We start from the raw sequence: 15,087 nt of genomic DNA, 5'->3' as shown, positions 1-15,087 counted from the left end.
TAGGCCGCCGGGCCCATAACTTGCGTTTATGGAGCTGGAGTTGCGCCATCTGCGAACCGTACGTGCCATCGCCGACACCGGGAGCCTGACCAAGGCGGCCGCGACCCTCGGGCTCGCCCAGCCCGCGCTGAGCGCGCAGTTGCGAAGGATCGAGAAGGCACTCGGCGGCCCGCTCTTCGACCGGGACCACACCGGCGCCCGGCCCACGCTCCTCGGCGAGCTGGTGCTGGAGCGGGCCCGGGTGGTGCTGCCCGCCGTGAGTGAACTCCAGGAGGAGGCGGTGCGGTTCGCCAACGCCTGGGGGAACATGGAGCGCTTCCGGCTGGGCGGCACACACGGACCGCTGCTGGGCGGCCTGGTGGACCGGCTGGTCGCCGCGCACCCGGCGGCGCCCGTGTCGACGTACACCTCCTGGTCGGTGGCCGAGATCGCCGCCCAACTGGTCGACGGACGACTCGACTTCGCGCTCATCGGGGCTTGCGGGGAGAGCCCGCCGCCCGCGCAGGACCGGTTGACCTGGCAGGTGATCGGTATCGACCCGGTCTTCGTGATGCTGCCGGACTCCCACCCGCTCGCCGGTGAGGAGGAGCTCGACCTGTCCGCCCTGGCGGACGAGTGCTGGGCGGACGTGCCGGGCGACGGCTGCTTCGCCGACTGTTTCGTCGGCGCCTGCGCAGGGGCCGGGTTCAGCCCGGTCTCGGTGTACGAGACGGACACGGCCTCCGTCGTCCACCTCGTACAGGTGGGGCGGGCGGTCGGACTGTGCCGGGCGACGTTCCCGCCGACCCCCGGGCTGGTGACACGGCCGATCACCGGCTCACCGCTGAGCTGGCGCCATCTGCTGGGCCGGCATCCGCGTTCGGCGGCGGCGGGCGCGGTGAGCGGGCACACGCGGGCGGCGTACGCGGAAGCGGTGAAGCGCAGCGAGAGCTATACGCGCTGGCTCGCCGCGCATCCACGGTTCGGCGCGGCACTGTGACACGTCACCGCGTGACCAGGTGACATGCCGCGTGCCGCCGCGGCTACCGCACGCCGTGTCCGGCGGCGATCGCCGTCACCCGCGCGGCCAGCTTCAGATCGCTCTCCGTGACCACACCGCCTGCATCGTGCGTGTTCACGGACAGGGAAACGGTGTTGTAGCCGAGGGTCAGATCGGAGTGGTGATTCAGTTCGTCCTGGATCGCGGCGACATGCGCGGTCAGCCCGAGGGCGGCGAAGTGGGTGTGGAGCCGGTAGGTGCAGGTGATCCGGTCCCCTTCCAGCGACCAGCCGGGCAGGTCACCCAGACGGTCCTCGATCTCCTGCTGCGACAGCGGTGCGGCGGGCATACGGCGACTCCCTCATCAGCGATCGGCGCCGGTCGGCGGTGCCGGTGACGTTACGGTCTGGGTATGACAACTGTCGCGATTGACACGGGGGTAGGACCGCTGCTGCGCAGCTGGCGGGAGCAGCGCCGGATCAGCCAACTGGAACTGGCGCTCCGTGCCGACTCCTCGGCCCGGCACATCTCCTTCATCGAGACGGGCCGCTCCCGCCCCAGCGAGGAGATGATCCTGCGGCTGGCCGAGCACCTGGAGATCCCGGTCAGGGAACGCAACGCGCTCCTGGTGGTGGCCGGATACGCGCCCCACTACGCGCAGACCGCGCTCGACGACCCGGCGCTGGACACGCTGCGGGAGGGGATGGAGCGGCTGCTCCAGGCGTACGACCCGTATCCGGCACTCGTCGTCGACGGTACGTACAACGTGGTGGCGGCCAATCGGGGTATGGCGACGCTGATGGACGGAGTGGCCGAGCATCTGCTCGTACCGCCGCTGAACGCGATGCGGCTCACCCTGCACCCGGAGGGTCTCGCCCCGCGCATCCGCAATCTGCGGGAATGGCGGGCCGATCTGCTGGCCCAGATGGAACGTCAGATCGCCCTGGCCCGTTCGGCGGAACTGCGTGAGGTGTACGAGGAGGTCGCCGGCTATCCCGTACCGGAAAGCACCGCGGGCACCGGCTCCGGGCCCGTTCCGTCGCTGCCCTTCGCGCTGCCCCTGCTGATCGAGCACGACGCAGGGGTGCTCTCCTTCGTCTGTTCCATCGCGACGTTCAATACACCGATGGATGTGACGGTGGCCGAGCTGGCGATCGAGACGTTCCTGCCCGCCGACCAGGCCACCGCAGACCATCTGCGATCCCTCACTTCCTGACGACCGGAATGGACGGGGTGCCTCGGAGCGAGCGCCCCGGACCCACGGAACACCACGACCGACGCACGGTGCTCCTCCCGGCACGCCCTGCCGGGAGGAGCACCGGTCGCTACACGCGTGCTCCGTTGTCGAGCGGATCCCGACGCGCCGTTCTCGTACCGGACCGCCTTCCGGGAGCCCGTTTGCGGGCGGGCGGCGGGGCCTTGCTGCTCCGTTCCAGGACGAGCGCCGCCGGGACGGCGGTCATCACCGAGGAGTACGTGCCGACGCAGATGCCGATCAGCAGGGCGAGCGCGAAGTCCGCGAGGGAGTCACCGCCCAGCACGGCGAGTGCGGTGAGGATGAAGAGGGCGCCCATTCCGGTGTTGAGCGTTCTCGGGACGGTCTGCATGACGGCCCGGTTGGCGACCTCGGCGACGGGTGCGCGACGGGCCTTCGCCCACAGTTCCCGCACCCGGTCGAAGACCACCACCGAGTCGTTGACGGAGTATCCGATGACGGTGAGGAGTGCGGCCAGGAAGATGCCGTCGACGGTGCGCCCCAGCCAGGCGAAGGCGCCGACCAGGATGATGACGTCGTGGACCAGCGCCGCGACCGAGCCCACCGCGAACGTCCAGCGGAACCTGATCGCCAGATACGCCAGCTGGACGAGGACGGCGATGCCGAGCGCGATCAGGGCGTTGCGCCGGAGTTCGTCGCCGAGGCTGGGACCGATGAGCTCGTCGCGGACCTTGGTGGTCTCGCCGCCCTCCTCCGCGAGGGCGGCGCGCAGGGCGTGTTCGCCGTCGTTGTCGAGCTTTCCGGTCCGTACGGAGAGGTCGCCCGCGCCCGCCGTGGTGACCTCGGCGTCGGCGAAGCCCGCGCCGGCCAGGGCGGTGCGGGCCTGCTCCACGTCGACGGGCCGGCTGGTCGAGTACTCGACGAGTCGCCCGCCGGTGAATTCGACGCCCAGGTTGACGCCGCGTACGACGATGCCGAGGACGGCGACGGCGACCAGTGCCGCGGAGATCAGCAGCCAGCGGCGCGGGGACCGCATCAACTGGGGGTCGCGGCGGGTCAGCCAGGTGCGCACCCGGCCGGGGCCGGAGATGCCGTTGACGCCCCGGTAGTCGCTGACGAACCGGGAGCCCGCGGCGATCTCGGTGAGTGCGCGGGCGATGACGAGCGCGGAGAACATGGAGGCGAGCACACCGATGGCGAGCGTGACACCGAAGCCCTTCACCGGTCCCGAGCCGAGGACGAAGAGCAGTCCGGCCGCGATCAGTGTCGTCACATTGGAGTCGGCGACGGCACTCCAGGCACCACGGAATCCGGCGGTCAGCGAGGCGCGCAGCGATCGGCCCGGATGTTGTGTGTGCTCCTCCCTGGCCCGCTCGAAGACCAGCACGTTGGCGTCGACCGCCATCCCGATGGCCAGGACGAATCCGGCGAGGCCCGGAAGGGTGAGGGTGACGCCGAGGGCGACCAGCGCCGCGTAGGAGATCAGTCCGTACGCGGCGAGCGCGACGGCGGCCAGTGCGCCGAAGAGCCGGTACACGACGGTGATGAAGAGCGCGGTGGCCGCGGCGCCGATGAGGGCGGCACGGGCGCTGGCGTCGATGGCGGCGGCGCCGAGTGTCGGTCCCACGGTCCGCTGCTCGACGATCTCGACGGGGAGCGGCAGGGCGCCGCCCTTGATCAGCAGGGCCAGTTCGCGGGCCTCGTCCGCGCTGAACGATCCGGTGATCTGGGTGGAGCCGGAGGGCAGGCCGGCGTTGCAGCCGACCGACGGGGAGACCTGCGGCGAGGAGATGATCTGCTCGTCGAGGACGATGGCGACGCGGCGCCGGTCGTCCTGGACCGGGTGGCAGGCGGCTTCGCCGGTCAGCCGGGTCCAGTCCCGGCCCGCCTCCTTGTGGAAGTCGAGGGAGACGGTCCAGCCGGCGCCCTGCTGGGCGTCGAACGCGGCGGTGGCGTCCTTGACGCCCGCGCCGGAGAGCCTGGCCGGGCCGAGGTCGAGGGCGCGGCCCTGTTCGTCGGGGAGCGTCGGCCCATTGCCGGACTTCTCGCCGTTCTGCGTGCCGGACCCGCCGGGCTTCTCCTCGGTCTGCGTGCCGGACCCGCCGGGCTTCTCCTCGGTCTGCGTGCCGGACCCGCCGGGCTTCTCCTGCGTCTGCGTGCCCTGGCCCTGGACGGCGTGGAAGCTGAGCTGGGCGGTTCTGCCGATGACTTCGGCGGCCTTGCGCGGGTCCTGGACGTCCGGGAGTTCGACGATGATCCGGTCCTCGCCGGAGCGGGTCAGCGTGGGTTCGGCGACGCCGAGTGAGTCGATGCGCTGGCGGAGCACCTCCACGGTGCGGTCGGTGCTCTCCCGGTCCGCCTTCGCGGTGTCCGAGTCCTTGGCCTGGAGCACCATTCTGGTGCCGCCCTGAAGGTCGAGGCCGAGTCTGGGTGACATGGTCAGCGTGATGAGCACGGAGACGAGCAGTACGGCCGCAGCCAGAACCGCTCGCACCGTGGTGGCGCGAGTCATGGGTTTCCTCCGAGGGGGCGCCGGGCGCCCTCACCTCGGCGAGGACGGGACGGCGGTTCTGCGGGACGGGACCGGTGGCAGGACCGGTGGCCGGTGAACGGCCGTCCACGGAGGCCCGCGTACGCCAGGGAGCGCGACGCGGGAGCGGTTGGTGGCACGAGGGGGTGCGGCGGGGACCGGCCGGTGGGCCCGGTCCGGTGCGGGGATGCCAGGCACGCCGGTCAGCAGGAGGTCCGGGCCGGGCGGCGGGAGGTGGTGTGCGGTGCGGGCCTGGTCGCTGCCGGCCCGGGGCTGGGGCGGGGGTGCGGTCTGCGGCCGGTACCGGTCGTGGTCGGTCGCCGTGGCCGTGCGGGTGCGCCGGGTGTCGTGGACGGTGCCCGTGCGGGCGGTCCGGTCGGTGTGCGGGGTGGGCTGGTGGGCGCCGGGTGAGTACGCGGCGGAGGGCGGCACCCCGGCGAACGGCCGGGCGGGGAGTACGGATCCGGCGGCCGCGGGGGTGCTGCCGACGACGGTGAGGACGGCGAGCAGGAGTGCGGCGAGGAGCAGCCGGGCCGCCTGCGCGGTGCCGCGATGTGCCGGGGCGCCCGGCCGTGCCCTCGGGCCATGATCCGCCGGACAGGCCCTCGGGGGCACATTCCCCGGGGGCGGCCCCGGGAGGGGGGTCACCCGGTTCGGCCGGTCAGGGCCGGTGCCGCGTCGGCCCGGCGGAGTACGGAGCTGAGGACCAGGCCGGCGCCGCGTACGACGGCGGTCGCCGGGTCGTCGGCGAGACGTACCGGAACGCCGAGGCGGACCGCGATCCGGTTGGTGATGTCGGGGCGGGCGGCACCGCCCCCGGTGAGCAACGGGCCCTTGCGCAGGGCCCCGAGGACGGCGCCGTGCCGGTCCTGCTTCCACATCTCCATGATCATGTCCAGGACGGTGCGGACGACGGCGGTGGGCGGCTGTGCCGGGTCGAGGTCGCCCAGCCCCGTCTCGGCCTGGCGGGCGTCGCGGACCTGCCCGTCGACGAGCACCGTCGCCTCGGTCAGTTCGGCGCCGATGTCGACGACGAGCAGCGGGCCGCCGGCCCGCGGTCCGGCGCATGCGGCGGCGGCCCTCGCGCTGTCGAGGGCGATGACGGTCGTCGGCCCCAGAGCGGCGATGAGTTCCTCCGCCGCGGCGCGGTGCCTGGCCCCGGCGAGGACGGGATGGCTGAGGACGATCACGGTCCCGGTGCGGTCCGCGCCCAGTGCCGTGTCGGCGATACGGCCGAGCAGCCGGCCGCAGGACTCGGGGTCGACGATGCGGCCCCGCCGCACCGGGCGCCCGTACCCGGTTTCCGTACTCGAGTCGTCACAGACGTCGGTATCGGCCATGACACCGTGTCCGGGTACCCAGACGCGGGTACGGGAGCTGCCGAGATCCAGGGCGAGGCCACGGGTGACACCTCGGTGGTCCAGGTCGCCCCGGCGGACGGACGGGCCGAGAGGTCGTCCCTCGTGCAGAGAACGCATCGCCCCTCCCCGGCCTGCGACCGCAGCCACGCACACCACCCATGAACCCGCTGATAGCGAGGCATGGCCGAGCCCTCACTATGCAATAGGGAGGCAAAGAAAGCCACTCCCAGGCAAAATCCAAGGGCTCGACCGCGGGGCCTGTCCCCGCCGTGCGTCACACCTCCGACGGCAGGAACACGGCTACCAGTCCGGCGAACTCGTCCGGCGCGGCGATCCGGACGCCGAGGTCCTCCGCCTTGGTGCGCTTGGATCCGGCCTTCTCCCCGGCGACCAGGAGCGAGGTGCGCTTCGAGACGCTGGACGAGGACTTCCCGCCGGCCCGCTCTATCAGCTCGTTCATCTCGTTCCGGGAGAGCTTCTCCAGCACGCCGGTCATGGCGCCGGTGACCACCACGGTCATCCCTGCCAGCGGCAGACCGGCGCCGTCCCCGTCCGGAGCGGCGGCCGCATCCGCGCTCTCCTCCCCCGGCGCGGGCGGCGGCGTCGCACCGGGCTCCGTCATGTTGACCCCGGCGGCCACCAGCTTCTCGATCAGCGGGGCCAGTTCCACCAGCTCCGCTACGACGCCCGCGGCCTTCTCCTTGCCGATGCCGTCGACCCGCTGGAGCTCCTCGGCGTCGGCTGCCCTGATCCGGTCCATGTCCGCGAAGTACCGGGCGATGCGCCGTGACATGGAGCGGCCGGTGCCACGTACTCCCAGCGCGCAGAAGACCCGGGAGAGCGGCTGGGTCCGGGCCGTTTCGATGGCGGCCAGGAGGTTGTCGGTGCTGGTCTCGCCCATCCGCTCCAGGCCCAGCAACTGCTCGCGGTCGAGGGTGAACAGGTCGGCGAAGTCGGCCACCAGACCGGCGTCGACGAGCTGGACGACGCGGGTCCCGCCCAGGCCCTCGATGTCGAGCTGGTCGCGGCCCGCCGCGTAGGAGATGGAGGCGACGAGCCGGCAGTCGCGGCCCCGGACACAGCGCCAGCGCTGCTCGCTGGTGTCTATCTCGGAGCCGCACTGCGGGCATGCCTCGGGGAACTCGATGGGCTTCTCGTCACCGGTCCTCAGATGGGCGACGGGGGCCTCGATCCGGGGGATGATGTCGCCCGCCTTGTAGACCATCACGCGGTCGCCCAGGCGCAGATCGCGGCGGGTGATGTCGGCGGGGTTGTGCAGCGTCGCATAGCTGACGGTCGAGCCGTCGATCTCGACCGGCTCCAGCACGGCGCGCGGCGCGATGATGCCGGTCCGGCCCACGTTCCATTCGACGCCGAGCAGGCGGGTGACCTTCTCGACGGCCGGGAGCTTGTACGCGATGGCCCAGCGCGGCGCCCTGCTCCCGGAACCGGCCTCGCGCTGGTCGGCCGCGAGATCGGCCTTGATCACGATGCCGTCGATACCGAACGGCAACGAGGCGCGCAGCGCCGCGACTTCCTCGACCCGGCTCTGCACCTCCTCCACGGTGGTGACGGTGCGCGGCGCCACGTCCGTGTCCGCCGCGGTGTGCACGCCGAGCCGGGCGGCATACCCGAGGACCTCGCTGTGCGGGAGTTCGGCGAGGGTGTCGGTCAGCTCGCCGGAGTCGGGCAGCGGCAGGGCGCCGTAGGCGAAGAATGTCATCTCCACCGTGTACGCGCGGTCCTTGGCGCGGAGGGTGCCCGCCGCGCCGTTCCTCGGGTTGGCGAAGGGGGCGCCGCCGTGTTCGGTGCGCACGGCGTTGGCCTGTTCGAACTGCTCGGTCGTCATGAGGATCTCGCCGCGCATCTCGATCGTCACCGGTTCGGCGAGCTGCTCGGGCAGGCCCACCACGGTGCCGATCGCATGCGAGACGTCCTCGCCCGCGGTGCCGTCGCCCCGGGTGATCAGCTGCTCCAGGCGGCCCGCCCGGTAGCGCGCCGCGACGGCCAGTCCGTCGAGCTTCGGCTCCACGCTCCAGGCCGCGACGGGCCGGCCTATCCGGCGCTCCAGCGACGCCGTCCAGGTGACGAACTGTTCGGCCGAGAAGACATTGTCCAGGGACAGCATCGGAACCGTGTGCGGCACGTCCCCGCTCGCGGCGCCGCCCGCCACCTTGCCGGTCGGGGAGGCGTCCAGCACCTCCTGCGGGTGCTCCTGCTCGTATGCGGCGATCCCCCGCACCAGCCGGTCGTAGGCATCGTCGTCGAGCGTGCTCTCGCCCGTGGCGTAGTACGCGGCGGCGGCCCGCGACGCTTCTTCGACCGCTGCGGCGTAGGCGGCGGTATCGGCGAGCACAACAGCTGAGTTCGTCATGGCCACCATCCTGCCGCCCACCACTGACAACGGCCCTCAGCCGGCTGCCTGAGCCGTTCCGTCCGCCTCGTCGGCGCCCTCCGCCGCGCCCGGCGCCGACAGGGGAATCTGCGGGCCCGAACACTCCCGCAGCCAGCGCCGCAGCACCTCGTGCACCTGTTCGGCGCCCACCAGCTCCGTGTCCGGTGCCACCGGCGCGGACAGATCGGCCGGCCACAGCAGGAACGGCCGGGCCTGCTCGCCGCCCAGGCCGCCGTGCGAGCCGATCTGTTCCTCGAAGGCGTGCACACAGCCCGTGGCACCGTCGTACATCGAGTTGACCATGATGTCGGCGACGTGCGGGAAGGTGTCGGTCCGCCGCACCGCCGCGGCCGCTCCGGGGCCGAACGGGGCCAGCGGCCCTTCCCCGTCCGCCAGCTCCGCCACCGGGATCTCCGTCCCGCCGCGGCCCAGCACCACCGATCCCCGCCGCTCGCTGCGGACCAGCAGGAAGCCGATGCCGGGGTGGTTGGCGAGGGTGCCGAGCAGGGCGGGGTGGCTGCGGTCGAGCTGTTCGCGCGAGGCACGTCCGTCGATGTCGGGGAAGGAGATCAGGCCGAGGTTCCCGGAGGCGAGGACCACGGGGTCGAACGGCTTCGCGAGAGGTTCCGCCGCGCTCTCGCCGACCGGCCGGTGCAGGGCGGTCCGTACCGCGTCACGCGCCTCCGAGCCGCTGCGGGTGCGCTGCGCCCGTCGGGGCACGGGCAGTCCGCAGCCGGCCCGCACCAGGTCCTTGAGGGTCAGCCCGTACGCCCCCGCGAAGGTTTCGCCGGGACTCTGTCCATGGTCGGAGAGCAGCACGATCCGGTAAGTACGCGGGGTGTGTTCGGCGACCTTGACGATCAGGGCGAGCGAGCGGTCCAGGCGCGCGAGCACCTTCTCCGCGTCGCGGCTGTCCGGCCCGGAGTGGTGCGCCACCTCGTCGTAGGCGACCAGGTCGGCGTAGACGGCGGTGCGGCCGGCGAACATGTCCCCGATGACGGCGGAGACCACCACATCGCGTTCGACGACGGTCGCGAAGGCCCGGATGAAGGGGTACAGCCCGCCGCGCTTGATCCGGGGCGTGACCTTCCGCATCCGTGCCCGGGTCGACTGGCCGATCTCGCGGCAGACCTCGGCGACGAACGACAACGCGGTGCGTACGGCGTTGGCCGGGTCGGAGAAGTACGCGAAGTACCCGGCCCTGGAACGGCGGCCCTTGCCGAACCGGGCCGCCATGGACAGGACGAGCGCCAACTGGTCGGCGCCGCCGCTGAAGAGGTTGCCGCGGCTGGCACCGTCCAGCGTGAGCAGCCCGCCGTCGTGGGTGCGTGCGATGGCCCTGCGCTGGAGTTCGAGGGCGCTCGCGGGTCTGCTGGAGACCATGACGTCGCCGGTCTCCTTCTCGTACCAGCGGAAGGCGGGGACGTCGTGGTTGCTGCCGTGCAGGATACCGAGCTGGCTGGCCCCGGTCTGGCTGGACCAGTCGGTGCGCCACGGGGTGAGCCGGTGTCCCTCCTTGTCCGCCAGCCACTGCGCGACGGTCGGCATCAGGCCTTCGTCGACGGCGCGGGCGAGCACGTCGTGGCCGACGCCGTCGAGCTGGATGAAGACGGTGCCCGGCGGTCCGCTGCGCCCGCTGTCCGTGCCGGTGCGGCGTCGGCGGCGGACGGCCAGCCGGGAGAGTCTGCGCCGGTAGGCGTTGTCGTCGCGGACGGCGAGCGCGGTGGAGGTGGCCGAGGCGACAGCGGACATCATGGCCGCGACGACGACGGCCGTCTCCGGGTCGGCGGCGCCGCGCCCGTCCGGGATGAGCCGCAGGGCGAGCAGCAGCAGCGAGCCGTTCAGGAAGAAGACGAGCAGCCCGAGGACCAGCGCGGGCACGATGAGCAGCGCCCTCACCACGACCGGCCAGACGAGTGCGGAGAGCAGACCGAACGCGCCGGCGCCCCAGGCCGCGGTGAACGCGACCTTGGTGATGCTGTCGCCGTCGTCCGACTGGAGCTGGAAGTCCGGCAGAATCCCGGCGAGCGCCAGCATCGTGAGCGTCGAGACCGCCCACACCACGACCACTCGCATCAGGGCGCTGCCGGCTGTTCGCCATCGCCCGTCACCCACGCCGTTCCACCTCACGTCCGGACCCCGCCGTTCCGGGCCCTGGCCCACCAGCTTTTCACAGCGGGCCGCGGGCCCCTGCCGACGGCCTGGTCAGCAGCCGTCGTAACCGGCGGTCGGCATGGAGAGCCTGCGGTGCACGCTCGCTTTCGTGCGGGCGTTGTACGGCGGCTCGTCCAGCCCCGCGAGCTCCAGGCGCACGCCGCGCCGCTCGCACTCCGCCTCGAACTCCGGAACCGAGGTGAGCGCCCGTGCCAGCACGCGGTCGTTGGCGGCGACGAACAGCTCCACGTCGCCGCTGTCGACATCGGTCCACAGGGCGTGGTGGTCGGGGCGCAGTCCGTAGAGCCGCAGCTGCCGGGTGACGACGTATCCCTTGTCCGCGGCCCAGCGGGCGCACATGTCGTGCTGGCTGCGGGTGTCCACGAGGAACGGATCGCTGTCGAGCTCTTCGAGCGGTGTGAGGCTGGCGATGGCCGCCACCCGTACGTCCGTCACGTCCCCCATGGCCGTTCCCCCGTCCTAGGCGTACCGGCGACCCTACCCTCCGGTACCCCCGCGCAAGAAGGCGCGCGCGCCGGGACGGCGGGAGTGCGGAGCGCGGGCACGGACCACCTGCGCGCCCCTGCCTTAGGCTCGATGCCGGGGCCGGAACCGAGGAGCCCGGGAACGAGGAGGCGTCGCGTGCCGGTGGAAGTCACCTGGTGGGGTCATGCCACCTGCACCATCGAGGACTCCGGGGTCCGGGTGCTGACCGATCCGCTCTTCGTGCGGCGCTTCGCGCATCTGCGCCGCCGCCGCGGTGAGCTGCCCGGTCCCGAGGCGACGGTCGCCGATGTCGTGCTCGTCTCGCATCTGCACTCCGACCATCTGCATCTGCCGTCCCTGGCCAGGCTCGCCCCCGGCAGCAGGCTGATCGTGCCGATGGGCGCGATGCGCTCCGTGCCGGGGCTGCGGGTGCTGTGCTCGGTGCGCGGGCTGCGGATCACCGAGGTGGCCCCGGGCGACGAGGTCCGGGTCGGTGATGTGCGGGTACGGGCGGTTCGGGCGATGCACGACGGCAGGCGGCTGCCGATGGGCCCGCATCGCTCCCCCGCGCTCGGCTTCGTGGTCGAGGGCGAGGCAAGGACGTATTTCGCCGGTGACACGGGGCTCTTCGACGACATGGCGCAGGATGTCGGTCCGGTGGACGTGGCGCTGTTGCCGGTGGGCGGCTGGGGCCCGTATCTGGGCCACGGTCATCTGGACGCGGGCCGGGCGGCGCAGGCGCTGACCCGGCTGGCGCCGCGGTCGGCCGTGCCGGTGCACTACGGCACGTACTGGCCGATCGGCATGGACGGCGTCAGGCCGCACGAGTTCCACTCCCCGGGTGACGAGTTCGTCCGCAAGGCGGCGCTGCTGGCGCCGGAGGTGGCCGTGCACCTACTGTCCCACGGCGAACACGTGCGGCCGGAGGCCGCCAGGTGATCCAGCAGGTCGTGGGGCAGCTGCCCCCGGAGTCGACGCAGCAGGCGGTCGGCTATCCGTCCCTGTTCCTGCTGGTGGCGCTGGGCGCGCTGGTGCCGGTGGTGCCGACGGGTGCGCTGGTGAGTTCGGCCGCGGTGGTGGCGCTGCATCAGTCGTCGTCGTTCTCGCTGCTGATCGTCTTCGCGGTGGCCTCGACAGCGGCGTTCCTCGGTGACATCTGCCTGTACTGGCTCGGGCAGCGCGGGGTGCGGTCGAAGAACGGTTCGAAGTGGCTGCGGGCGATCAGTGACCGGGCCGCTCCGGAGCGGCTGGCGCAGGCCCAGCAGAAGCTGGACGAGCACGGTGCGGTGGTGCTGGTGCTGTCCAGGCTGGTGCCCGCCGGGCGGATTCCGGTGATGCTGGCCTGCCTGCTGGGCCGGATGCCGCTGCGCCGGTTCGCCCGTGGCGATGTGCCGGCGTGTCTGGCGTGGGCGGCGACGTACCAGCTGATCGGCGTTCTGGGCGGTTCGCTCTTCCCCGAGCCGTGGCAGGGGGTGGTCGCGGCGGTGGGCCTGACGCTGCTGATCAGCGGGGCGCCCGCGGTGTGGCGGAGGACGCGGGCACGGTTCAGCCACTGATCGTGCGGGGCGCCGGCTCCAGTACGCGCGAGGCGCCGATCGGCAGGTCCCAGAGCCGTGTCCGGGGGTGTCCGGCCCGTTGCCAGGCGGTGCGCAGCCGGGTCAGCGGTTCGAGTACGGGTTCCGCCGAGAGCAGGAAGGTGGCCCAGTGCATCGGCGCCATCGCACGGGCGCCGAGATCCTCGTACGCCTGCACGGCCTCCTCGGGGTCGGTGTGTACGTCACCGAGCCACCAGCGCGGTTCGTACGCCCCGATCGGCAGGAGGGTCAGGTCGATCCCGGGGTACCGGCTGCCGATCTCGCCGAACCAGTGCCCGTACCCGGTGTCCCCGGCGAAGTGGATCCGCTGCGCGCCGGGGCCGGGGGCGCCGATGATCCAGCCGCCCCACAGCGAGCGGCAGGTGTCGGTGAGGGTCCGCTTGGACCAGTGGTGGGCCGGTACGAAGTCGAAGCGGACCCCGTCGAGCTCGGCCGATTCCCACCAGTCGAGTTCGGTGACGCGGGTGAAGCGGCGACGGCGGCACCAGCTGCCGAGCCCGGCGGGGACGAAGAGCGGGGTGTCCTTGGGCAGTCGGCGCAGGGTGGGGGCGTCGAGGTGGTCGTAGTGGTTGTGGCTGATGACGACGGCGTCCACGGACGGGAGGTCCTCCCAGCGGACACCGACCGGGGTGATCCTGGCCGGGGTCCCGAGGATGCGGCGGGACCAGACGGGGTCGGTGAGGACGGTCAGCCCGCCGGTGCGGATGATCCAGCTGGCGTGCCCGGCCCAGGTGACGGACGTGCTGCCCGCAGGGGTGTCCGGCAGGGGTTCGGGGGCGTAGGGGAGCCGGTGGATGCCGCGCAGTCCTTCCGCATTGGGCCGAAGGGCGTGCTCGCGGGCCAGCCGGGACATGCTCATGACACTCGGGAGGGGCGCGGTGAGCCGGTCCGCAAAGCTCTTCGGCCAGACCCGGACCTCGCCGAGCGGACGTGGTTCGACGATCCGGCCGCAGGCTGCCTGGTGCGGCTGCGCGGTCCCGGTGCGGGAGCGCTCGGTCTGTTCCGTCATCGAGAGACTCCCGTCTCGCAGTTCCTCATCGGAGTTCATCGAGGGCCGTTCCGAAAATGCTCAGGGCTTCGGCCACATGCGGCAATTCCAGGGGCGCCACAGCGGTGAGGGACGCCAGCTGCTGTTCCGGGGTCGACCCGAGCAGCGTCCCGGTGCCCAGCCGTACGCGCAGCGCCCCCAGTTCGTCGCCGAACCGGTGCCCGCCCGGCGTCGGCGCGCCGAGACGTTCCGTCAGGTACTCCTCAAGCTCCAGCGAGTCCGTGACGCCGCGGCCCGCCAGCCGGGATCTCAGCGGGCCGAGATCGGCGTAGAGATGCCGGCCCGCCTGCGGGGGCCTGGCCAGCGCGCCGGAGGCCAGGACCGCGCGGTGGGCCGCGGCGGCGATCTGTGCCTGGAGCGCGGCAGCCCGGCGGACCCGGTCCGTCACGGAGTCCGGTTCGCGCAGCGCATGGGCGGCGGCCATGGCGACCGGCCCCGCGACGAGGGCGCCGAGCGCGGTGAGGATGTCGAGCGTACGGGCGTGGCGCACCGCCGCCCGTTCGGTGTCCGGGAACCGGGCGACCGCGACCGGCCAGGAGGACGGGGTCAGCGCACCGGCGAGATCGCAGACGACCGTGACATCGTCGGGGCACATCTCGGCCGGGCTGAGCAGGACCGTGTCGTGCGGCCGGTGCAGGGTGTCGCGCCAGGTCTCGTCGCTGACCACGTGCAGCCCCTCGGCGACGGCCGCCTCGCACGCCTCGCGCACCAGCTCCGGCGGGGCGACAGTGGCGGTCGGGTCGTCGACGACGGAGATCAGCAGCAGCCGGGGCCTGCCGCCCTCGGCGCGCACCCTGCGGACGGTCTCCAGGAGCGCGTACGGATCGGGCACGCCACCGCACTCGGCCGGGGTCGGCACATGGTAGGCGGGCCTGCCGAGCAGCCGGGCCTGCGGAATCCAGGTGGCGGTGCAGGGGCGCGGCATGAGCACGTCGCCGCCGTGCGCGGCGATCAGGGCGAGCAGCAGCGGCGAGGCACCCGGGGCCGCGGCGAGGTGCTCCGGGCTGCCGTGCAGTCCGCGCCGCTCCCAGTAGGCGGTCGCGGCCTCGCGCAGGGCGTCGCCGCCACCGGTCGGTTCGGGTTCACTGCGGCCCGCCGCCGAGGCGAGCACCTCGGCCAGTTCGGGCAGCACGGGCAGACCGGGATCGGGGGCGGGCGGCCCGTACCGGACAGGGCCGCGGTCCTCGCGTACGGAGCGCGCGCCGCGCTGTGCCTGTCCGGTCCGCTCGGTCCGCTGCCGCGCCATCCGGGCCTCCTTCGCCGTCGCCCCGTCACCCTGTCGCGCCGTCTCGCACTCAGGGCCCTTTATACGAGGGTTCGACC

The 15,087-nt window shown here is 72.7% G+C and carries 13 protein-coding genes; 4 read left to right on the top strand and 9 right to left on the bottom strand.

Features of this window, described 5'->3' with window-relative positions; translation table 11 throughout:
- The first annotated feature begins 28 nt into the window (after window positions 1–28).
- The gene (locus tag OG978_RS34910; protein WP_326769046.1) at window positions 29–979 is read left to right on the top strand and encodes a LysR family transcriptional regulator; all 951 of its coding nucleotides are present in this window, start codon (window positions 29–31) and stop codon (window positions 977–979) included.
- 43 nt (window positions 980–1,022) lie between these two features.
- Here the strand turns inward: OG978_RS34910 and OG978_RS34905 are convergent, their stop codons facing one another.
- Window positions 1,023–1,328: a 4a-hydroxytetrahydrobiopterin dehydratase gene (locus tag OG978_RS34905; RefSeq protein ID WP_326769045.1), complete on the bottom strand. Its 306-nt coding sequence runs from the start codon at window positions 1,326–1,328 to the stop codon at window positions 1,023–1,025.
- Window positions 1,329–1,391: 63 nt separating this feature from the next.
- Between OG978_RS34905 and OG978_RS34900 the strand changes: the two genes are divergently transcribed.
- Complete coding sequence (locus OG978_RS34900; protein WP_326769044.1) at window positions 1,392–2,195, top strand: helix-turn-helix domain-containing protein; 804 nt, start codon at window positions 1,392–1,394, stop codon at window positions 2,193–2,195.
- 109 nt (window positions 2,196–2,304) lie between these two features.
- Here OG978_RS34900 and secD read toward each other — a convergent pair whose 3' ends face one another.
- From secD to OG978_RS34870, 6 genes are all read right to left on the bottom strand, one after another.
- Window positions 2,305–4,707 (bottom strand): protein translocase subunit SecD, encoded by a 2,403-nt coding sequence (gene secD / locus OG978_RS34895; RefSeq protein WP_326769043.1) that lies wholly within the window; start codon window positions 4,705–4,707, stop codon window positions 2,305–2,307.
- 30 nt (window positions 4,708–4,737) lie between these two features.
- Window positions 4,738–5,340, bottom strand: a complete 603-nt coding sequence (locus OG978_RS34890; protein ID WP_326769042.1) for a hypothetical protein — start codon at window positions 5,338–5,340, stop codon at window positions 4,738–4,740.
- A gap of 29 nt (window positions 5,341–5,369) precedes the next feature.
- Entirely contained in the window at window positions 5,370–6,203 is an 834-nt protein-coding gene (locus OG978_RS34885; RefSeq protein WP_326769041.1) for a rod shape-determining protein, read from the bottom strand.
- Window positions 6,204–6,360: 157 nt separating this feature from the next.
- Window positions 6,361–8,469: an NAD-dependent DNA ligase LigA gene (gene ligA / locus OG978_RS34880; protein ID WP_326769040.1), complete on the bottom strand. Its 2,109-nt coding sequence runs from the start codon at window positions 8,467–8,469 to the stop codon at window positions 6,361–6,363.
- Between the two features lie 27 nt (window positions 8,470–8,496).
- Window positions 8,497–10,596 carry a phage holin family protein gene (locus OG978_RS34875; protein WP_326769039.1) on the bottom strand — a complete coding sequence of 700 codons (2,100 nt, stop codon included), beginning with the start codon at window positions 10,594–10,596 and terminating at the stop codon, window positions 8,497–8,499.
- Window positions 10,597–10,686: 90 nt separating this feature from the next.
- Window positions 10,687–11,100 carry a hypothetical protein gene (locus OG978_RS34870; RefSeq protein ID WP_326769038.1) on the bottom strand — a complete coding sequence of 138 codons (414 nt, stop codon included), beginning with the start codon at window positions 11,098–11,100 and terminating at the stop codon, window positions 10,687–10,689.
- A gap of 177 nt (window positions 11,101–11,277) precedes the next feature.
- Here OG978_RS34870 and OG978_RS34865 point away from each other — a divergent pair, with 177 nt between their 5' ends.
- Both OG978_RS34865 and OG978_RS34860 read left to right on the top strand, forming a co-directional pair.
- Entirely contained in the window at window positions 11,278–12,060 is a 783-nt protein-coding gene (locus OG978_RS34865) for an MBL fold metallo-hydrolase (RefSeq protein ID WP_326769037.1), read from the top strand.
- Window positions 12,057–12,677 (top strand): DedA family protein, encoded by a 621-nt coding sequence (locus OG978_RS34860; protein ID WP_326769036.1) that lies wholly within the window; start codon window positions 12,057–12,059, stop codon window positions 12,675–12,677. Before OG978_RS34865 ends, OG978_RS34860 begins: the two co-directional genes overlap by 4 nt.
- On the opposite strand, the gene OG978_RS34855 is transcribed toward OG978_RS34860, so the two are convergent.
- Together OG978_RS34855 and OG978_RS34850 are read right to left on the bottom strand one after the other, a co-directional pair.
- Window positions 12,667–13,725, bottom strand: a complete 1,059-nt coding sequence (locus OG978_RS34855) for an MBL fold metallo-hydrolase (RefSeq protein WP_326769035.1) — start codon at window positions 13,723–13,725, stop codon at window positions 12,667–12,669. The two genes, OG978_RS34860 and OG978_RS34855, sit on opposite strands and share 11 nt — an antisense overlap.
- 25 nt (window positions 13,726–13,750) lie before the next feature.
- Window positions 13,751–15,010: an aminotransferase class I/II-fold pyridoxal phosphate-dependent enzyme gene (locus OG978_RS34850; protein WP_326769034.1), complete on the bottom strand. Its 1,260-nt coding sequence runs from the start codon at window positions 15,008–15,010 to the stop codon at window positions 13,751–13,753.
- Window positions 15,011–15,087: the final 77 nt, after the last annotated feature.

Origin of the sequence: Streptomyces sp. NBC_01591 (genome assembly GCF_035918155.1) — a bacterium.
GTDB lineage: Bacteria > Actinomycetota > Actinomycetes > Streptomycetales > Streptomycetaceae > Streptomyces.
The sequence above is the reverse complement of the archived record's forward strand: the minus strand, read 5'-3'. Positions and strand labels throughout refer to the sequence as shown.

Bases quoted from the DNA above. Each gene is read 5' to 3' on its own strand.
- OG978_RS34910 (WP_326769046.1), top strand. From the start codon at position 29: ATGGAGCTGGAGTTGCGCCATCTGCGAACCGTACGTGCCATCGCCGAC.
- OG978_RS34905 (WP_326769045.1), bottom strand. From the start codon at position 1,328: ATGCCCGCCGCACCGCTGTCGCAGCAGGAGATCGAGGACCGTCTGGGT.
- OG978_RS34900 (WP_326769044.1), top strand. From the start codon at position 1,392: ATGACAACTGTCGCGATTGACACGGGGGTAGGACCGCTGCTGCGCAGC.
- secD (WP_326769043.1), bottom strand. From the start codon at position 4,707: ATGACTCGCGCCACCACGGTGCGAGCGGTTCTGGCTGCGGCCGTACTG.
- OG978_RS34885 (WP_326769041.1), bottom strand. From the start codon at position 6,203: ATGCGTTCTCTGCACGAGGGACGACCTCTCGGCCCGTCCGTCCGCCGG.
- ligA (WP_326769040.1), bottom strand. From the start codon at position 8,469: ATGGTGGCCATGACGAACTCAGCTGTTGTGCTCGCCGATACCGCCGCC.
- OG978_RS34870 (WP_326769038.1), bottom strand. From the start codon at position 11,100: ATGGGGGACGTGACGGACGTACGGGTGGCGGCCATCGCCAGCCTCACA.
- OG978_RS34855 (WP_326769035.1), bottom strand. From the start codon at position 13,725: ATGACGGAACAGACCGAGCGCTCCCGCACCGGGACCGCGCAGCCGCAC.
- OG978_RS34850 (WP_326769034.1), bottom strand. From the start codon at position 15,010: ATGGCGCGGCAGCGGACCGAGCGGACCGGACAGGCACAGCGCGGCGCG.